This window comes from Chryseolinea sp. T2, from assembly GCF_037203685.1.
Lineage (GTDB): Bacteria > Bacteroidota > Bacteroidia > Cytophagales > Cyclobacteriaceae > Chryseolinea.
On sequence record NZ_JBBCAU010000009.1, the window covers coordinates 1 to 19478 of the forward strand.

Here is a 19478-nt window from a genome sequence, read left to right on the forward strand (position 1 = left end):
GTTCTTCCTTTTTCTCTTCCATATTTGTGTCAAGTTGGTGAATTTTCAAACCTTGACACAGTTCACTTGACAGTCTCCGTTGTTCCCCCGCATCTGCAGTGACGGAACGCCAATCTGTTTCGCTCGTGTTCACCTTAACATTTACATGATAGCCTGCATCGTGCCATATCAGGTCTGGAACGCAGGCAGCTGTGACAACAAAGCAGCAATACGGATAACGGTTTGAGGTACGAAGGTTTGTGCCATGAACAATCTCGGGGATTACAACGGATACACTATTGGCAATATGATCAACTTCGACACTTACTGGTGCCGACAAAGCCTTATCGAACGTATTTTCCCTGTTAAATGAAAACCCTTCAAGCAGTCCGGGTCTCCGCGACAGGTAAATATCACGCTGCCCAAAAGTAGAGGTTGTATCTGTCGCCTGGATTTGTTTCAGTATGGCGTTTACAGCACCCGAGATTTTGTAATCGGCGAGAGGTCTCAACGGCTGCATGGCATTGAGGACAATGGCACTGGCTTTTGCGCGTCGACCGAACTCACTGTTGTTACGTCGCGTGATGTCAAATTGCTTGCCCTTCGCTATCAAAGATTTTGATGGCCCGCCTTTCGTGCGTACCACAATCTTGTCCGAGCCTTTCATTCTGTAGGCTGAAAGCTGTCCCAATGAACCTGTGAATTGAAACCCTGATATCAGTTGCGCCATAACGGCATTTGTTAAAGGTGTTTAGTAGGTAACTCCTGATTAATATAACAGTATTTTATGACCTATACTAACGAATCATATTATGAAGATATTCCGGTGCTCATAGCAGCGGTTTATCATGGGCTTATATCAGGGACATCACCGGGATATCACCGGGATATCTATTCTTTAAATAAAAGTTTAAACACAGTATTTGACTGACTACGCCCTCCTGAGCAAACTATAATGCCCGGCAAGCGCACGATCATCAGAGCATTTACACCCAATCTTGAGACGATGGTTGTATGTTGATCTTCCGCGAGAGATGCGATTACAGTTTTGGCGCCAGCCACAAGAATCCAGCAGCCAGGAGGAACACGATAAAAAATGGAATTAATGAAACTGGCCGCGTCCCTGCGCTTTGATTACGGGCAAGAGACGGACGCATACTTGCTCTGGAGGTTGCATATTTCTGCTCGCTGATACGAAGCGCCTTCCAATCGCCGTCGTTAAAGACGTAGTATGACAGCGTATCCTCCTTCGTACGTACTTCATGCCAGCCCTTTCGGTCTTGCCAGACAGTGGCGTGCCAGACGTCGTCGATAAGCATATCTTCTGCTACTGATATTTGCGTACTATCGGCAAATAGGGCAGGCGTTGTGCCGGCCATTACATTGAATTGTAATGGATCATTTGCAGATGCCGGAAATGCATTCATGAGCTGAATCGATCCTGGTGAGTCAACAGGACGCGCTATGGCTTCCAGTAGCGGTGACCATAGTTGCCCATAGGCTAAAGAGTCGCCTGCCATCAGTATGCTGTAGGTTTCGCGAAGCAATTGAAATCCCGCCATTCCTTTCCGAATTGGAGTATACCCGGACAATACCCTCGATGCGTTTCCTGAAAAGGTTACGGCTTCAATTGATTGCATCGGCTGCTGCATGTTAGCCGGCCTGAAGCGCGTGGCCGGCAGAGTATACTGTTTGCCATGCAGGACGACGCTGGTAGTATCTGATGCAACTCCGGCAAATGTAACGGGCAACAATTCTTTGGGTAGCGCCTTCGACGGCTCTCCGTTATACACTGCTAACATTCCGAGGCCGCTGTTCATTGCTGTCTCAACTGCTTCATGCTCCGGAGGCGACAGTTTGGAGAGTGTAGATGGATCAACAATCAAAAGATCGAATTCGTCCAGTAAGGGTACCGTTAGCCTGTTCAGTGATACGGATTGCCTATTGGCAAACTCTGTTCTTACAATGTTTCGCGATAGCTGAGCACGCATCGCAATTTTATGCCCGCGATCCGAAAGGAAGCTCTTGAGATGTTGCATCTCGAACGTTGGGAAATCCTGCAACAGCAGGATGTTCAACGGAACAAACGTCCCGACCACCAGGGGCACGACGTCATTTGTAACGCTTTGCAAGCTGTCTTTAATCGAAAGTGAATAGATCACGCGACCCGCTGATCGGGGAGTGAACGCAAACGAAAACCTGCCACCTGGAGAAACCAGTCTGAGTGAATCTATCTTTCCCGCAGGGCCCGAAAAGTAAAGCATGTTTGCTGTATTGCTGACTCGATACTTTCCGGAGATGGTGGCTACCTCATGGGTAGTTAATTTCTGTGGCAATTCGACGCTGATAATTCCGTCAATCTCTGCGGAAGGGAAGTAATGAAAGCCTCCGTGAATAGAATCAAGTGCATAGGAGGGAAGTCCTTCTCCGGCAATCGCTATGATATCGCCTGGCAGATTGATGCTGCACGATGAAGACACGTTTGAACTGCCATGGTCATTTGCCACGTGATAATTTGTCTTGCGATTGTTAACAGCAGCACTATTGAACAGATCCCTGTAAGACGATAGCCTAACCGAATTCTTAATCCCTTTTTCTCCAAGGCGGTAGAATGTCGCGTGTGGGAAGGTCATTCGCAGACTGTCGGCAATGCGCTCGCTGAATCCATTCGTAAGTAACACTGCCTCGCCTGAAGTCGTGTCATTAGTCGATGGCCTGAGCACAATGAAAGCGAGTGAGAGAACCGCAAGGACACAGCTCGCCAATCTAAGTGCCAGGAATCGGAGAGGCCTGCGCCACTCTATGATCATGGAATAGATCAGCAGTGCAGTGAGAAGAACGGCGACGAGCCAAAGAGGTAAAACGGGATAAAACGTCATCGGCTCGGGTCTTTAGGCGAAGCGTCGTATTTCTCAAGAAACTTTTCGTCTAGCCGGTGGGTTGAACGCTTACCCCGCACGGGATGGAGCGCTTTCGCAGGTAGTACCTGATTAAATGCTGCGCGGATGGTATCGATAGCGCTCATTCTATCATCAGCGGACAATTCGTTATCAGTCCACGCGCGTAGAAGTGACAATGCATCAAGGTAACGGCCGGGCTGCTGCATCGCCGCGGCCGACAATTCAGCTCCCGACTGCAACAGAAGGTCTTTCGACAAAGGCGTTAGTTTTTGTAAGGCCTCGTTTGATTCGAGCCATACCAACGCCCGCCGAATGGACGGAAACTCTTCAGCCGCAACGGACTGGGTAGAGGCCTGGCTTCCCTTAGCTTCAGTAAGATCACCGGTTAAGCGCTTTTCCTCCTTCAGTGGTGGCGGGTCAAAGCCCGTCCTGTGTACGTATATTCTTGAATCCTGGCTTATCTCCTTCAGCAGCTTCAGCGCCTGATATTGGTATGGCAATGACTTTTCAGGAGTGTACAGACGAAGATGCAATTCTGCATCCCACATGATCGTAACAGCGGCCTTCAACTTGGCGCGAATACCCTGTGTGAAGAAGGTCGCCTCTTCCTCGCTGTCGTGAGCGTGCATGTAGGCCTTTGAAGGATCCTCGTCTTTTTCTTGTGCGCCGTGGTCATGACCATGCGCCGCGTTCTGCTTCGCAGGAGTTTCAACGCGTGCGGCATGCTCCTCGTCAGTGTCGTGCTGATGTCCATATTGCTTCACAATGTCATCATCCGAAACTGGCTCATTACCTGCAGAAGGACCTATACTGGTTTCAAACTCTTCACCCAAAAATTCTCCGTAACGAAGTCTCAGTACTTTTTCATCGTGCGCGAGCTCGTTGCTCTTTGCATTGAACTTCTCACGGGTAATCTGTTTCTTTTCCTTTAGCAACTTCTCGGTGTCTATGATGATCTGTCGCTGACTGCGGAAGTATTCAGGCATCAGGTCGACGCCGAGGCCGGGGTCAACGGATGTGGTCATCTCCGATGTGTCTTTCACAGCAATAAAGTATGTCTCGGTGCGTGCGCGATTGGGCTTGGGTTCCTTGTTGTCGAACGCTTCGATGTAATAGTAGAGTTCATCACCGGGATCGAGGCCCAATTTGATAAGATCGATGTGACGGGTGGCATTTATTCGCTTGCTGTCGATCCTAGACGGTGAGTCGAACTGAAGCCGCTCTTCCCTGAACTTGATGCCCTCACCGCTACCTTTGCTTACAGTAGCAACGATATAGGCATTGGAAAGACCGTAGTCATCTGATAATGATGCTTTCATATCAACGGATAGCTTAGGCGCTGCATCAAGCTGAATGAACTGGTCCAGGTTATCAATCTTAAGAGTGGGTGGAGCATCCTTCTTAAGCTGTATCGGGTAATAATCGGAATGCTTTCGCTCGCCTGATGTCGTAGTCCACATCAATTGATAGAACCCTGTTGATTCAAGCTTGCGGTTGGAAACATACGTTTCCCCTGCGGTCTTTAGTTCAAGGGTGTCTTTGCCATCAAAGATGAGACCTGCGCTCTTTATGGGGGAGGTGAAGCCAATGCTCCACGAAACAATGCTGCTTTCGGGTGCACTGATTGAAAATGACTTCAATCTCTGTTCGGGTAATTGCGTATATCCAGGGGGTGATATGAGAAGTTCAAACTGTTTTATTGACGCCGGGAGTTGTTGATCTGCCTCTGGCAATTTATTCACCTGTTGTTGAATCTTCTCAGTGCGGGAATTGGTCTGACCCACTATGGATGTAACTGATGCAGCAATGAGCAGCCCGGCGGCCAGTGCTGACAGCGAAGGCATTAAACGATGCGGCAATGAGATGCTATCGACCGACTCCGTAAATTTCTTTGCTGTTCGTTCCTGCTGAAGTTGTTCAAGAGTTGTCAGATCGTCCGGGCTACGGAGAAGCAGGTCACCACTTTCCTGGAGCTGTGGCAGCTGACGGTTTATATAGCGTATGATACTATGTTCATCGATCTGAAATATCCGCAATTGAAACATTCTTATGGCAATCACAACAATCCCTCCAGCAACTCCGGCAACGAGGGCCGGTGCAGGGCGGGAGAGGAGGCTGGTAAAGGCAAAGATTGTAAGACCAGCTCCCATGGCAAGCATCAATGCTTCTATGAGTCGAATGGACTTATATTTAAGTAGCAATCGCTTCAGCTCATATCGTATCTCGTCCCTGTTCATAGCTGCTGACGATTAGCAATATATCTTTCACAAGCAAACAACAAGGCAACGATCACAGCAAGGATACCACCGCCCTCACGTTGAGTAGTGTCCGAGGTTTTCTCATGACTGTTCTTTGAGTCGTCAGGCAACTGATCTCCCATCGAAAATCTGTTTTCGTCGGACATCACACGTTGATCATACGCACTTGCAGCCCAACCTAAGCCGCTATTGGCTTCATGTAGCAGCACGGTTGCAAGCTGAAGTGTGAACTGTTCCCGGACAGCCGTAGATAATGTCAATGGCTTCGTGATCCACCAGGTGTTGCTGACCTTTGATTGATGGGCACTCAAAAGAGGGGCCTCATCACTTGCATACAACAAAGGCCGGAAACTTTTAATAGAATTCGCTTCAGGTGATTCAGGAGCCTTCCGAATAATACTGGCAATGTTGTTTGTCGGAGGTTCATCTGCTGACAGCCATATCAGCCAGTCACCATCCAGAGGTCCGTTGGGCTCAACAAACACAAATTGCAGAGGCACGATGACGTCGTTGCTGATAGCTTCTATTGCCGCTTCAACGATACGACGTTCCTCAAGCGCGACGTTCGTGCCGGATATAGCAACGCGGATGGCTGATAGCTCCTGCACAGTGTGCGGCAACGAGCTAATGGTATTATTTGAAGCACTGGCGTTTTGCTGCGTGCCTCCGGCCGGTTGCGCCGATACTCCGGCTGCTGGTACCTGCGTGTACTTCTGCATGAGAGAATTTTCCTGAGAGACCGGAACTTTAACTGACTCATAGACTGTACGCATCTCATCGCTCCTGCCCACGCGTGCTATGATAGTATCGGGCAAAGAACGGTTTAGTGAAAGCACGAACACAGAACTGTCCGGTGACGAGGTAAGCCAGGTAACAGTGCTGTCAGCCGATGCCCGCATCCCTGCAAAGCCAGATGCTCTGTCGCGACTGATCACAATACAACGGTCGAGCTGAACGCGTGACAATTGCCCTGCCAGCATCCAGTAGTCGGGAACAAAAGTTTTGGCTTCACTATCATTCAGGCGCGGAAAACCCGGCTGAAGTCTTCGGAGTTCAAATCCATCAGCTTCAAGGCTGTCGACAAAGTTCTTCCATTGAGACGTTTGCTCAAGTCCGCCTTCAACTACCAGCCATCGTCTTGCATTATCAGAACCAGGTAAGAGCAATCCTGCCAGAAGCAATGCCAGGAACGCAACGATGAGGCAGCGCAATGCCAGCAGGCCATATGCATTGAGGTGAATGCGTATAGCCTGACGGGTAGTACTGTGTACAAGGTGGCGCAGACTGCCGATGTGAATAATCCGCATGTCTTTTCTGCTCAGCAAATGGATGGCCACAGGAATCATCAATCCCGTCAGTCCCCACAGCCATATCGGGTTGAGCAGTCCCATCAGCGTGCCAGTGTTTTTCTAACCTTAAGAAAGTCGCGCAACACCTGCTCAAAAGATGCATCCATTTCGACCAGATAGTAATGGATCTGTTTCTCCAGCATCCACATGCGCGTGTCGCGGATCCAATGCTGGACGCGGGCAGCATAATCCTTTTGCTGTTGTACGGTATCGACCTTCACCGATTGGTTGTTTTCCAGGTCTTCAAACGTGTAGGCCCCGTTGTACGACAAAGCAAGTTCCTTTCCGCCCATAAGGTGAAATACGATCACCTCGTTGCGCGGTGTCTTCAAACGCGATACAAACTTTTGAAGATCATCATCGTCGTCATACAGATCCGAGAAGAATATGATAAGCTCCTTACCATGATGATCGAAAAGACTTTCTAGATCACCGGCTTGGTTCCATGTTCCGGCACTTTCCATTTCAACTAGTGCATGCAGAAATCTCATGAACTGTTGCTGCTCAAATCTTGGTTGAATGGTGGTGACTCCCTGGTCGTTCACCATGTATAATCCAAAGGTATCACTTTGTTTGCGTGCAAGGTAAGCCAGAGCGGCAGCAATCACCTTTGCATATTGAAGCTTGCTGATGTTGTTCTCGCTGTATGCCATCGAGCGACTCCCATCCAGCATGAACTTAACCGTGATGTTGGTTTCAATCTCCGCCTGCTTGATGTAGTATCTCTCAGAGCGCGCGTACATCTTCCAGTCGAGCTGGCGAAGGTCATCACCGGGTTCATAACTTCTGTACTGACTGAACTCCTGTCCGGAGCCTATCGACTGGCTGCGATTACTTCCGCTCATAAATCCTTCGACAACGATGCGCGCCAACAGCTCAAGGCCGGTAACCGTATGAAGCACTTCCGGTTTAAGTAAATCACTGAGCTGCGTTTTCATTGGTTATCAGAATCAAAAAACGTCCGCGAAGCGGACTCCACAATTGTCAATTATCAATTATCAATTATCAATTATTTTATTGTCCCGCTCTTATCCGGCGTAATCTGCTCCAGTAACTTAGCCGTGACCATATCGGGTGTTATTCCTTCAGCCTCTGCCTTGAATCCCATCAGGATCCTGTGGCGCAATACGGGATACGCTACATGATGAAGATCGTCGAGTGTAACCGCGAAGTTCCCCCGCAGCAGTGCCCTCGCCTTAGCCGTCAGGATCATCGCCTGACCCGCACGGGGTCCTGCTCCCCAGCGTCCCCATTCATTTACATATGACACCTCGCTGCCGCCTGGACGTGTAGCCCTCACGATGCGGCTAACAACATCAATCAACTCACCACTGATGTGGACCTCGCGAACAAGTTGCTGCGCGGTAAGTATATCTTTTCCTTCGATTACTTTGTTGATCACCTGCTTCGATTTGCCCGTTGTGCTTTCGAGAATGGCTCTTTCTTCCTGGGCGGTAGGGTAGTGAATCCTGATATAAAGAAGGAACCTGTCGAGTTGCGCTTCAGGGAGTGGAAACGTTCCTGCCTGTTCAATGGGATTCTGCGTTGCCAGGATGAAGAATGGACGCTCCAGCGGATACGTTGTGCCGGCATACGTCACCTCAAACTCCTGCATAGCTTCAAGCAGTGCCGCCTGCGTCTTGGGAGAAGTTCGGTTGATCTCATCAGCAAGAATGATATTCGAAAATACCGGTCCCTTATTGAATTTGAAGAATCGTTTGCCAGTAGCGTGATCCTCTTCCAGCACTTCAGTACCAATGATGTCGGATGGCATGAGGTCGGGCGTGAATTGAATTCTCCTGAATTTAAGATCGATGGCATCGGAGAGAGTGCGGATCATGAGCGTCTTGGCAAGGCCGGGTACACCCTCGAGCAACGCGTGCCCTCCGGCAAGGAAGGTGATCAGGAGCTGATCTATTGTTTCCTCCTGACCGACAATCTTCTTTCGAATTTCATTCTTCAAAGCGTTGAGCTTTGAAATGATCTCACCTACTGCCTCTTCCGTCTTTTGAAGTGCTGACATAATGTTTGACTGTTTTCTTATCTCGTCAGCGCGTACATGACGATGTTGACGCTGAATCGTGTATTATCAATCTTATAAAATCTTTTATTGCGGAAATCATAGTCCCACTCGCAGCCGTAGTCCTTGTTGCTAAAGAGTACACCGATCCGTCCGTGAAATTCAATTGCTTTAAGATAATCGTGAACAATATCGTCGCCCCACCCATTGAGTTCCTGGGACGTTGTTGGAGGACCATCGAACTTAAAGAATGAAGAATAGATCGGATGCGTGTTTGGAATCTTCTTCAATGCCGTTGGACCGAAGATGCGCTCCATCTGTGCTTCGAAGGATTTGGAGAACAGGCCATCGATATCATGATTGCAATCGTCGACAAATACAAAGCCGCCGTTGCGAACATAACGTTCGAAGTTTTCACGCTCCTGCGATGTAAACTCTACGAGTTTGTGACCGCTGAGGTAACAAAAGGGACTGCGAAAGATTTCCTCACTGCTGAGTGGAACGATGTTCTCCTGGGTATCAACGGGCAGTGTGGTGTATTCGATTAGTGAATTGAGAACGTTTGCAGGCATTCTCTGATCGACATCCCAGTCACCGGATTCGTACTGTATGCGGGTAAAGAAAAATTTTCCCTGATCGCGCAACATGCTTATCGCAAGATATGATATCGAAGGATATCGAACACCGAAATTATACAGTTGGTGATATATTGATATTGGGATTTGGTGATAGGGTTTCAGCCCGACAACGTCGGGCTGACTTACTTCACCGGCTTGCCGGTGAATCCATATCTCCAAATCACAATATCAAAAAATCACCAAATAATCAGACCGCGTCGGATAAGCTTGTGAAGGTAAAGTCGCGGATCTTCATTGCAGGGATCATGTAGTTATTGTTCGTCTCGGTACTAACCGTGCGCTCTGCTTTGCCAAGCTCTTCGAGATTGTTCAGCATGATCACCGGACTTTCGTTAAAACGGAAGTTCTTTACTGGATACTTAACTTCTCCATTCTCGATATAGAACGTTCCATCACGGGTGAGACCCGTTAACAATAACGTCTGAGGATCAACGGGACGGATATACCAAAGCTTGGTTACCAGGATACCTTTCTTTGTTCCCTTGATGAGTTCCTCCAACGATTTCGTTCCGCCTTCCATGATAAATGAGTCGGGAGACGGAATCGCCTTGGCTTTCTTTTGATCGGCCCAGAAACGAGACCACGTTAGGTTCTTCACGACGCCCTTTTCAATCCAGGAGACTTTCTCCTGTGCACGGCCGTCGCCATTCCATGGACTTGTTGGAAGATCGGCATTCTGAGGATCGGAATAGATGTTTACACGCTCGTCGACAAGCTTTTCGCCAAGGCGTGTTTTGCCTCCAGGCTGGCTGAGGAAACTTCTTCCTTCATCCGCCTGACGCGCGTCAAGTCCGAAGAGAATATTCTCCAGCAATACCGCCGCTGCCGCGGGCTCGAGGATGACTGTGTATTTACCCGGTTCAATAGCCCGGGCGTTAGATGACTTCGATCCTTTTTGTGTCGCTACTGTGGTAGCGAGTTTGGTATCGAGCTTCCGAACGTCGTTATACCCGCGAATGGCATAACCTGAGCCGGTTCCGTCTTCCGTGCGTGCGGTTACAGAGAAGTTGACGTTTGTCGATGTATTATATGCGAACAAACCTTTTGTGTTCATCATGGCCGCAAAGCCGGTGATGTCTTCAAGGTATCCGGCAGCAACAGTCTTCGATTCTTTTGCTACCTGCAGACTTTGAGCAACCGCCGCTGCGCGTGCCGCGGGCGTTGTAGCTGCTGTTTCAGGAACAAACGTGCGCGAAGGAAGATATTGCTGCTGACCCAGGCAGGGCATGTATTCAGGATTCTCGGGCGCGAGACGGGCCAGCTCTTCTGCACGACGCACCACTTTCTCTAATGATGCATCGTCGTATTCGTTGATGGTGGCAACCCCTACCTTCTTTCCAAATGCAGACTGGACCACAAGGCTCGTTGAACTGATGCTTCCGCTTGTTGAAACGGAGTTACGTGCATAACGAATGTTACCCGAGTCGGTGCCGTTAAGGTTCACTTCACATTCGTCTGCCTTTGAATAACCCAGTACTTTCGTGAGCAGATCTTTACACTCTTTTTCTGATAATATCGGCATGGCTTCTTATCCTATTTTGCGTGCTGTGTTGATAACATTGACTCCATTGAAACGAGCCGTTGCCGACCCGTGTGATACCGCACTGCTTTGTGGCGGCTGGCCTTTGCCGTCGAAGAATGAACCGCCGAGACGGTAGTCACTCTGGTCAGCAATTTCTGAGCACGAATTCCAGAACTCCTGGGTGTTGGCCTGATAGGCAACGTCCTTCAGCATGCCTGCAATCTTACCATCTTTGATTTCATAATACAGCTGCCCGCCAAACTGAAAATTGTACCGTTGCTGATCAATTGAAAATGACCCGTCGCCGATGATATAGATTCCTTTCTTTACATTCTTAATAATGTCATCTATGGACTTCTTTTCTTTTCCTGCCTGGAGTGAAATGTTTGCCATGCGCTGAAACTGAACGCTGCTCCAGTTATCGGCATAACAGCAACCTTGTGAAGCAGGTAATTTGAGGATATGTGCCTGATCGCGTATAGCCTGATAGTTAACCAGGATGCCATCTTTGATCACGTCCCATTGTCCGCACTGCACGCCCTCATCGTCATACCCTACCGCTCCAAGCGAACCCACCTGGGTCTTATCTGCCACAATGTTCACCAGCTTACTGCCGTAGTTAAACTTCTTCGACTCCCATTTGTCAAGGGTGAGGAAGCTTGTGCCGGCAAAGTTGGCCTCGTAGCCGAGCACGCGATCCAGTTCTGTGGGGTGACCGGTTGATTCGTGAATCGTTAGCCAGAGGTGAGAAGGATCAAGGACCAGATCATACTTGCCTGGCTCAACAGACTTAGCTGTGATCTTCTCAGTTGCCTGTGCTGCACCAAGCTTTGCATCTTCGAGCATGTCATAACGACCTTTGTACAATGTCGTTACTCCTTTGATCTTATCCTGGGGACGGGCATTCATGTATTCATAGCCCATACCCATAGGTGAGCTCAATGCATTTCGTGTTTCGAATTTGCCCGTTGCAGAATCAATCTTCGTGATGAAGAATGTTGGCCAGATTCTGTGAATGTCCTGGTCGATATAAGAGCCATCGGTAGATGCGAAGTACTTTTGTTCATTCACCAGGAACATGAAAGAGTTGATGAAGTTGGCGCCTCCTTTCATGGCTGCATCATTGACACCAAGCAACAGATCGACTTTTTCCTTGATGGGAACCTCAAACGAGTTCTTCTCTATTGGGGCCTTCCAGCTTACTTCCCCATATCCTTTCTGAGGGGCAAGCTCTACTTTCTCAGTTAGGATTTTGGCATTCTCTTTCGCAATGGCAACGGCCTGGGCAGCCGCTTTGGCGATGCTGTCGTTGTCCATCTTGTCGGTCGCGGCAAATCCCCAGCTGCCATCAGCTACTACGCGAACGCCGAGGCCGTATGACTCGGTGTTGACGATGTTTTGAACTTTGTCTTCGCGTGTGATGATGAACTGATTGAGATAGCGGCCGATACGAACATCTGCATATTGGGCGCCTTTGCCGCGTGCGGCATTAAGCGCTACATCAGCCATTCTTTTTTTGAGGGCGACATCCACAGTGTCCAGTGCTCGTTCCGGATTGATGGGGCGTCCCATGCCCGGGATGCCAGCCAGCATTGCAGCAGTTGTGCCCATGCCAGCCAGGTGCATAAAATCTCGTCGTTTCAATTTAGTTTAGGTTAAGTGAGAAACTATTAGTTAGCTACAATATCTGAAAGTTTTATGATTTCAGAAATCCCCCGAATGGTCGTTAATGACACCTGAATAATTACACCGAGAGGCGAAAAGAGGATCAATATACCCCGTTAGGAGGGATGGGGAGCAACGTCATCAATCCCAATCACGACGATTCCAGCCATGAGATCTCTTGTTCTGGTGGAAGAATTAAACCTGAATAGTATTAATAGTATTAATGGTGAATCGAAGTATGTAGGGAAATGAAACGCAGGCGGCAGGTCATCGGTAATATCAGGAAGTGCGATTACTGAAAACGCAAGGCCAAAACCGTCTGTCCTGGCGTTGCGTGAATAGCATCTCATTTGTGCAACTTGCCCAGATAAGTAGAATCAGGGCGCCACCGATGCGCTCGGGAGGCACTGCCAAATTAGAAGTCATAAAATTATAAAATCATAGCAGGTGTATTCCTTAAGGTACGACAAACGTACCATATCGGCGTCGGAGTGAGGCAATTGTCAACTGATCAGTTCGTAAGCGGGGGCTATAGGTAAAAGGTTGTTGGTAGCCTCAAACCGTTATGCAATGCAAAAATAGTGAAGCGATGTAATCAATATCGGTTACTTCCCAATAACACTACTGAACATTCTGCCGTATTCATCCAGGTCATCAGGTTTCTCAGCTATAGCGAACGCTCCATTCGCAATAAAGTTCTTCGCCTTTTTTTCATACAGCCGCATCGATGACGACATCATAATCACTTTCGAGTTGCAAAGATGTTCGTATCCGCGAATAATGTTAAGGCATTCTTCGCCATCGATTTTTCTCATGTTTACATCGACAAAAATATAATCGGGGCAGAGGTCGGTTTGCTTAAGTGCAGCAATTGCCGGGTGACAATCATTGAACGTTGTACACGTAGCATCGGGATAGCACGCCTCCACAGCAACTCTCATAAATTCAATTTCGTCGCTGTCATCATCGATAATTACGATATGCATAGGGAATGATACTCATCTTTCTCGCGCAAAAACGCTGCCAGTTCTAATCACTTTAAACAGTGACCCAAAGAGATGACATTAGATTCTGATTTACGCATTTTTGAGTGAGATCTTCCAGGGAAGAAAATCATCACAATTGTGTATCGTACCTTCTTTAAGTGATTGAAGGATTTTCTTGAGGAAGTATGTTAGCACCTGGTAGTCGTTTGGTTTAACGAGAAAGCAGGCAGCGCCCATTCGGCGGGCTTTAGCCATATCAGCCTCATGTGACGAAGTTGAACACATGATGATCGGAATGTGCTTCGTGACAGGATTATCCTTTAGAACGCCAAGCACATCCCATCCGGATAGAATCGGCATATTGATGTCCAGAAAAATTACTTCGGGATTCTGTACATCATTGCTTAGCAAGCGTGCCAGAGCTCTACTGGAATTTAGCTCTTTCCACCAGACCACAGTATTGTCCAGCTCAAGGAGCGCTTCAATGAACAACTCCACGTCATCACTGTCATCGTCGATGATCATCAAGGTATTTCGCCTCATACTATTGCCACAATAATGGTTAAAAACGTTTTGAAGGGGCACAAGGAGTGGCTGCTGCGCAGCGGACTTTGTCGCTAAATTAATGGTTCTTTTACGAGATTAATTCTCAGTGTTTGAAAAATATTGCCTTGACTTTAAAGCGAAAAACAGTTGGCACGATTGTGATCGGGGTCGTTTTTTACACTCTCATATTCTGCAGTTCTCCAATGGCCTTCTAACTCGGCCAGATGGTGCCTGAAAGCTGGTGAGCCGATGTCTTCTACAGCTCCTTGATCTCTCGGCTCGGGCCTGTTACAATTACTTGGGTAAAATAACAAATGGGCAGAATGCGTCCTAATATCGTCGATCTTAACGTCTTGGCTAGCTGCGATGCAGCAATGACTGTTCTGCTTAGGGGAATAGACACCCCGTTATCCATTTAATATCAGCCTTTGAAGTTTGCCGTCAATTGCGTAGTTTATCACAAGAAGCTAAGCATCGTGCGATTTCTGATTTTCTCCAGGTTAGCGATCTGGCTCCTGACCGCCGCATTCTTGTTGGCCATCGTAACGTTGTCTGTAACCCATATTCGAAATGGCCGCAGTCGGAATATGGAGCTGTGGATCGAACACACCTACGACGTTATTCAAACGTCCCAATTTCTGTTGGCCAAGCTCAGCGCCGCAGACGCGCTTGAGCGTGAGGCCCTTTTGGAGCCATCATCTACAAAACCTCTTCCTATCTACCGGCACACATTGAAGCTTATAGACTCGACACATACGCTGCTTTCCGGGCTTATAGAAGACAATATTCCTCAATCTAAGATCCTGAAAAACAAGATCACTCCTTTGATCAACGCACAGGTTACCCGTTGGCAAACGGAAATAACAGGAATTTCAAATAACCCTGCTATTAATATTGCAAAACTGAATGTCCCCGGCCGGAACGAGATGTTGTATAGCACCGACATGCTCATCTGGCAATTGATAAAAAACGAGAAGGCACTCCTGGCCGCGCGAAAGAAGTCTTTGCGGGATACGTATATTCTTAACGATCTGATCAGATGGTCTTGCCTGTCTGCTATTGCAGGTATCTGCCTGGGCGCAATAAGTGTGGTATATAACCAACAACGAACAAATAACCGACTACTGGTAGATCTGACCACCGCGAACAGTGAACTCGAAGACAAAGTCGCGAAAAGAACTCGTGAATTGGAGAGCCGGAATAAGTCGTTGAGTGATAGCATTGAAGAAATTGTTGTCTTGAATCAGCATGTTGAACGTACCAATTCAATCCTTACTGAATCGCTTCAGGAAGTCCAGTTCTTGTACGAGTACGCCCCGTGCGGCTATCACACCGTCGATCGAGATGGCAACATTATTAAAATCAACAAAACGGAGTTGGAATGGCTGGGATATACGGAAGATGAAGTCATCGGTAAAAAAAAAGTCGCTGACGTTCTCACTGCTGAATCATTGAAAGCACGAACTGAAGCCATTGAAGAACTTAAAAAACTGGGACGATTGGAAGGACTGGAATTCGAGTTGGTGAGGAAAGACGGTTCAACGCTGCCAGTGCTTTTGAACACCATAGCCTATTTTGATGAAAACGGAGAGTATCTCAAAAACCGGTCTACTTTGTTTAACATCAGTGATAGAAAATTACTGGAACAGAACCTCAACAAGGCAAACAAGCGGCTTCATCATCTGAATGAGCAGAAAGACAACTTCCTCGGCATGGCTACTCACGATTTGAAAAATCCTATGCATTCAATCACCGGCATATTGGGTTTGATCCGTCTGTCGGGTGGGCTGACTGATGAACAAAGCGCTTACCTGGAACTAATAGGCGTGTCGGTCAAGCGGATGCAAAACCTGGTGGGGAAACTATTAGACCTGAACATGCTTGAGCGTATGGAAGTCGAAGTCACGCTAACGGAAGTTAATGTCAAAGAATTGATCAATTCTGTCGTCGACTTCCATAAGATCACCGCCCGGAAAAAGGACATAGGACTGAAAGTCGAAGTGTGCACCCAAATCCCAATTGTTACAGACGGAATCTTGGTGAGCCAAATCCTCGATAATCTATTGTCAAATGCATTAAAATTTTCCTCCGCTGGTACAACGGTAGCAATACGCGCTTTTGAAAACGAAGCCGGAAACGTTCGCTTCGAAGTCCAGGACCAGGGACCAGGAATCACGCGCGAAGAGATGGGAAAACTATTCGGCGCCTTTCAACGTCTAAGCGCACGCCCAACGGCCGGTGAGCCATCTTCCGGCCTTGGACTTTCGATCGTAAAAGCACTCGCACAAATTCTGCACTGCGAAATCCTGGTTGATTCAAAGATGGGTGTCGGCACTACCTTTTCCTTTGTGATTTAAAATCACAATTGGCACACACCAACCATGGTTTATGAACATTCATATTCTAAGCAGAATTTCAGGTAATGTTACCTTTCCTTGGCTTTTGACTTGGAGCATGATACCTTTTGCCCCAATCCCTAAATGGAGCCAGGAAGAACATGTTAAGAAGTTTTCTTTTAGTGGACGACTCCCGTTAACTATAGCACATCCTCCGTGCGGTTTGAGGGGCAAAAGGCCTTGCAAAATGGTGCTCTTTGTTTTTCGGGAAACCGGCAAGTTTCGACGAACTGAAGAGCATCATGAAACTGTTTTGTAATATCCCAACCAGTCAGCTAGCGCACGAGTTGCGTCAGGTACAGCGTAGCGGCGCACACAGGTTGAGAATCGAGTAGCTCTCATTTGCGCTATTTTCTTTATGGAAAAGTCTTTGAACAACCAGTCCGGTAGGGACAAATTGAACCCGGCGGAGGTTTCAAAACATGATCGGTGAAGTTGAAGACTAGGTGGTGATGCGGAGAAAATTACTGAATCTATTTTCTAAGCTTTTAGGCCAGGCACACTTTTCGGCCGAAGACTAAAACAAACGCCGGCAATGAGCCGGCGTCAATTTTCTCCTGGCAGTTCACTGGGTTTGAACAGTTGCGGAGCTGACGCCATCATTGGGCGCCGGGTATCTTTTAAAACGGTTAACCAATCTCCAATTTGTTAACCTGTTTATCAAGACAAGTGACGATTTATTCGCCGATGCGTAAAATCGTAAGCTCTAAAGCCCAATTAATCCCGCAATCGCGGTCGATCTAGACGTTACCGGCTGCTAACCTTACTGCCCTTACCCAGCTGGCCGGAGATGGCCGCATACGCTAACAATTCGTCCTTCACACGCTCCACCATGAATTGCTCACGACGTTTTGAAACAATCAGTTCATCCATCAGCGATGATTCAAAATCAGCGTTGATATTTGAAGCTATGGCGACAAAGATTTGCTTGGCTGAATATGGACGGGATATAAGGATGCAGCGGAGAAGGTCGTTTAACTCCGGGTTAGGATCATTGAAGATCACTTGAGCAATCTCTTCAGACGTGGTAAATCTTTTCATGGTCGTGTTAAAAATTACATCGCAACAGAAAGGCCGAACATATTGACCTTCCTCTTAGTAAGGTGATTTGTCACAACTGACATCATAAATAAACCATTGCTAAGAATGTCCAAACTTTTTAGCCGGCGTCTTTCTCTTGGGTTCGTATTTGACCTCATGTTCCTGAGACTTGTTAACGTAGTCCCGATCTTTGGGACCGCGCTTCTTTTCGCTTTCCTTTTTCATATGTATATGTTTTTTTTTATATAAAGACAAATACTGCGCCACTACATCGATGATCTTAAATCAAACCGGAAGGAACACATTTTGGCACGATTACAACATCGTGTGAATTCCTCTCCACGTAAACAATCATACAGACTCACTAGGAACAATTCTCAAAGCTTATGCGTAATAATTAGAGTGAGCCTCTCGATCGGACGCGGTTCGGATTATAACTTTGTGAATGTTCAATTGAAATGAAGGGCAATGCTTGCTGAGCTGCTCCGTCCAAGCTGATAACACCAATGTCCTAAATTGTCGTCGTCAATGAAATCCAACCGTTTAGCAACAGGGGCATTACTGACGAGAATTTGTTGAGCAACAAATTCCCCACCGCATGAATAATTTCAATTAAAGCAACACTCCTTCTCAGAAATCTTACTAACAATCATAGACAGTTATGTGTCTGATAGAATGGCCCGCATATTGAAATGGCGAAAGTAAAAACTGACAATTATGAAAAGTTCAAACAAAAATACCTCTGCCGGGAATGCGGACCTGAGTTCAAAACTTGGAAGACTCTTCGAAGATGAATTGAAGGATATTTACTGGGCTGAGAAAGCCCTTACTAAAGCAATTCCTAAGATGATCGAAAATGCCTCATCGGACGAACTCATCGAAGCCCTTGAAAACCACCTGACGGAAACCGAGGAGCAGGTGAAGAGAGTAGAGAAAGTGTTTTCACTCTTAAATAAGGAAGCTGAAGCAAAGAAGTGTGAGGCAATGGCCGGATTGATTAAGGAGGCGGAGGAGTTGATGGAAGACTCTGACGAAGGTGTAATGCGGGATGCTGCCATAATTTCGGCGGCTCAGAAAGTTGAGCACTACGAAATTGCTTCATACGGCACGCTTGCCTCATTCGCTGCGACACTAGGCCTTACTGAAATAGGGGAGCTTTTGCAAACAACTCTTGACGAAGAAAAAAATGCAGACGAAACTCTCACTGAGGTTGCCGAGACTGCTATCAACATAGAAGCGGCAGGTGAACACGAAAAGAAATGACGGTTAGTGTGGGTTGATTGTATGTTGAAAAGGGCCGGTCTTTACCGGCCCTTGTTTTGAAGATCCCCCAATATTCGAAACGGCAGTTATAAATATTGCCCCTGTCAGGGCTATGTTTCCTTTTGAAAGCATTTGCCCATTTCAACTCGCTGTGCCGTTGCCCAGCTATCGTCCACACGCGCGGGGTCATGTATCAATTTTCAAACTTCCTACGTGGTTTAAATCCACACTACTTTATGACGACACCGGGTCTTTCTGTTATGGCGCCTTTGTGGCGTCTGTAGTGGCGTTTAGAATATCTTTTCCCTGAGTCAGCAGATCGCTTAGTGAAGAAAGCCAATCCCGGCCTTTTGTAATTATTCTTTTCTGTGTTTCGCTACCCTTTTCAGGTGCGAGCAGTACGCCAACAATGGCTCCGGCAGCTGCAGCGGCCGCCATCGCTATAATCAATTTATTTGTAAAGTTCATAATGAGTTTGATTTGATTCTTAAGTCTGGCAAAGATCGATCAACTTTCGCGCCACACGTAACTTCTTATCCTAACCTTGCGAATGAGCCATCGTCCGCGCTGTTCGCATACATGTAACGAATTCCGATATGATCGTCCAACGTTGACTGTGGGTGTGACGTCAGTTGAGCGACCTTATTTTACGCATAGAATCAGGTGCATCTATTTTACAGACAAAATATAAATACGAGCAGTCGCCCTAGGTAACACAGCCGAGTAAAATCCAGTCGCTCAACTGATGTCACACCCACAGCCAACGTCCTCATCGCCAAGTAGCGTGCTACAGCCAGCGCTTGCGCTGCCCATCATGCGCGAGTGCAACGACGCGGCTACGTGGTTTACTACAATGTGAAAGCCAAAGCAACGCTCAAAACCGTACAGCTGAAAATCCGCCAGCGTTTGGTAGGA

General features: G+C 47.5%; 16 protein-coding genes. 2 read left to right on the plus strand and 14 right to left on the minus strand.

The features are described 5' to 3' along the window. From WBG78_RS24905 to WBG78_RS24955, 11 genes are all read right to left on the minus strand, one after another. A partial coding sequence (locus WBG78_RS24905; RefSeq protein WP_337329228.1) for a hypothetical protein occupies positions 1-709 on the minus strand: 709 nt, incomplete at its 3' end. A gap of 310 nt (positions 710-1019) precedes the next feature. After that, positions 1020-2858: a hypothetical protein gene (locus WBG78_RS24910; protein ID WP_337329229.1), complete on the minus strand. Its 1839-nt coding sequence runs from the start codon at positions 2856-2858 to the stop codon at positions 1020-1022. Next, complete coding sequence (locus WBG78_RS24915; protein WP_337329230.1) at positions 2855-5116, minus strand: hypothetical protein; 2262 nt, start codon at positions 5114-5116, stop codon at positions 2855-2857. Before WBG78_RS24915 ends, WBG78_RS24910 begins: the two co-directional genes overlap by 4 nt. Then, on the minus strand, positions 5113-6528 hold the full coding sequence (locus tag WBG78_RS24920; RefSeq protein WP_337329231.1) for a BatA domain-containing protein: 1416 nt from the start codon (positions 6526-6528) through the stop codon (positions 5113-5115). Before WBG78_RS24920 ends, WBG78_RS24915 begins: the two co-directional genes overlap by 4 nt. After that, positions 6528-7424, minus strand: coding sequence for a DUF58 domain-containing protein (locus WBG78_RS24925; RefSeq protein ID WP_337329232.1), 897 nt, complete (start codon positions 7422-7424; stop codon positions 6528-6530). Before WBG78_RS24925 ends, WBG78_RS24920 begins: the two co-directional genes overlap by 1 nt. A 71-nt stretch (positions 7425-7495) precedes the next feature. Continuing rightward, positions 7496-8509: an AAA family ATPase gene (locus WBG78_RS24930; protein WP_337329233.1), complete on the minus strand. Its 1014-nt coding sequence runs from the start codon at positions 8507-8509 to the stop codon at positions 7496-7498. Positions 8510-8526: 17 nt separating this feature from the next. Beyond that, on the minus strand, positions 8527-9153 hold the full coding sequence (locus WBG78_RS24935) for a DUF4159 domain-containing protein (protein ID WP_337329544.1): 627 nt from the start codon (positions 9151-9153) through the stop codon (positions 8527-8529). 178 nt (positions 9154-9331) lie between these two features. Then, on the minus strand, positions 9332-10666 hold the full coding sequence (locus WBG78_RS24940) for a TldD/PmbA family protein (RefSeq protein ID WP_337329234.1): 1335 nt from the start codon (positions 10664-10666) through the stop codon (positions 9332-9334). A gap of 6 nt (positions 10667-10672) precedes the next feature. After that, entirely contained in the window at positions 10673-12310 is a 1638-nt protein-coding gene (locus WBG78_RS24945; RefSeq protein WP_337329235.1) for a TldD/PmbA family protein, read from the minus strand. Positions 12311-12936: 626 nt separating this feature from the next. Next, entirely contained in the window at positions 12937-13317 is a 381-nt protein-coding gene (locus WBG78_RS24950) for a response regulator (protein ID WP_337329236.1), read from the minus strand. A 90-nt stretch (positions 13318-13407) separates the two neighbouring features. Beyond that, positions 13408-13860: a response regulator gene (locus tag WBG78_RS24955; protein ID WP_337329237.1), complete on the minus strand. Its 453-nt coding sequence runs from the start codon at positions 13858-13860 to the stop codon at positions 13408-13410. Positions 13861-14291: 431 nt separating this feature from the next. Here WBG78_RS24955 and WBG78_RS24960 point away from each other — a divergent pair, with 431 nt between their 5' ends. Continuing rightward, the gene (locus WBG78_RS24960; protein ID WP_337329238.1) at positions 14292-16220 is read left to right on the plus strand and encodes an ATP-binding protein; all 1929 of its coding nucleotides are present in this window, start codon (positions 14292-14294) and stop codon (positions 16218-16220) included. A gap of 786 nt (positions 16221-17006) precedes the next feature. Here the strand turns inward: WBG78_RS24960 and WBG78_RS24965 are convergent. Both WBG78_RS24965 and WBG78_RS24970 read right to left on the minus strand, forming a co-directional pair. Beyond that, a complete protein-coding gene (locus WBG78_RS24965; protein WP_337329239.1) occupies positions 17007-17300 on the minus strand; it encodes a hypothetical protein in 294 nt (97 codons plus the stop codon). Positions 17301-17399: 99 nt separating this feature from the next. Beyond that, positions 17400-17525, minus strand: a complete 126-nt coding sequence (locus tag WBG78_RS24970; protein ID WP_337329240.1) for a hypothetical protein — start codon at positions 17523-17525, stop codon at positions 17400-17402. Positions 17526-18017: 492 nt separating this feature from the next. On the opposite strand from WBG78_RS24970, the gene WBG78_RS24975 reads away from it, so the two are divergent. Further along, positions 18018-18563 (plus strand): YciE/YciF ferroxidase family protein, encoded by a 546-nt coding sequence (locus tag WBG78_RS24975; RefSeq protein ID WP_337329241.1) that lies wholly within the window; start codon positions 18018-18020, stop codon positions 18561-18563. A gap of 258 nt (positions 18564-18821) precedes the next feature. Here the strand turns inward: WBG78_RS24975 and WBG78_RS24980 are convergent, their stop codons facing one another. Next, positions 18822-19031 carry a YtxH domain-containing protein gene (locus WBG78_RS24980; RefSeq protein ID WP_337329242.1) on the minus strand — a complete coding sequence of 70 codons (210 nt, stop codon included), beginning with the start codon at positions 19029-19031 and terminating at the stop codon, positions 18822-18824. Positions 19032-19478: the final 447 nt, after the last annotated feature.

What these genes read in the sequence shown, in the direction of transcription:
- WBG78_RS24955 (WP_337329237.1), bottom strand. Translation starts at nt 13,860, where the DNA reads ATGAGGCGAAATACCTTGATGATCATCGACGATGACAGTGATGACGTG.
- WBG78_RS24910 (WP_337329229.1), bottom strand. Translation starts at nt 2,858, where the DNA reads ATGACGTTTTATCCCGTTTTACCTCTTTGGCTCGTCGCCGTTCTTCTC.
- WBG78_RS24980 (WP_337329242.1), bottom strand. Translation starts at nt 19,031, where the DNA reads ATGAACTTTACAAATAAATTGATTATAGCGATGGCGGCCGCTGCAGCT.
- WBG78_RS24965 (WP_337329239.1), bottom strand. Translation starts at nt 17,300, where the DNA reads ATGAAAAGATTTACCACGTCTGAAGAGATTGCTCAAGTGATCTTCAAT.
- WBG78_RS24975 (WP_337329241.1), top strand. Translation starts at nt 18,018, where the DNA reads ATGAAAAGTTCAAACAAAAATACCTCTGCCGGGAATGCGGACCTGAGT.
- WBG78_RS24940 (WP_337329234.1), bottom strand. Translation starts at nt 10,666, where the DNA reads ATGCCGATATTATCAGAAAAAGAGTGTAAAGATCTGCTCACGAAAGTA.
- WBG78_RS24920 (WP_337329231.1), bottom strand. Translation starts at nt 6,528, where the DNA reads ATGGGACTGCTCAACCCGATATGGCTGTGGGGACTGACGGGATTGATG.
- WBG78_RS24970 (WP_337329240.1), bottom strand. Translation starts at nt 17,525, where the DNA reads ATGAAAAAGGAAAGCGAAAAGAAGCGCGGTCCCAAAGATCGGGACTAC.
- WBG78_RS24950 (WP_337329236.1), bottom strand. Translation starts at nt 13,317, where the DNA reads ATGCATATCGTAATTATCGATGATGACAGCGACGAAATTGAATTTATG.
- WBG78_RS24930 (WP_337329233.1), bottom strand. Translation starts at nt 8,509, where the DNA reads ATGTCAGCACTTCAAAAGACGGAAGAGGCAGTAGGTGAGATCATTTCA.
- WBG78_RS24935 (WP_337329544.1), bottom strand. Translation starts at nt 9,153, where the DNA reads ATGTTGCGCGATCAGGGAAAATTTTTCTTTACCCGCATACAGTACGAA.
- WBG78_RS24915 (WP_337329230.1), bottom strand. Translation starts at nt 5,116, where the DNA reads ATGAACAGGGACGAGATACGATATGAGCTGAAGCGATTGCTACTTAAA.
- WBG78_RS24925 (WP_337329232.1), bottom strand. Translation starts at nt 7,424, where the DNA reads ATGAAAACGCAGCTCAGTGATTTACTTAAACCGGAAGTGCTTCATACG.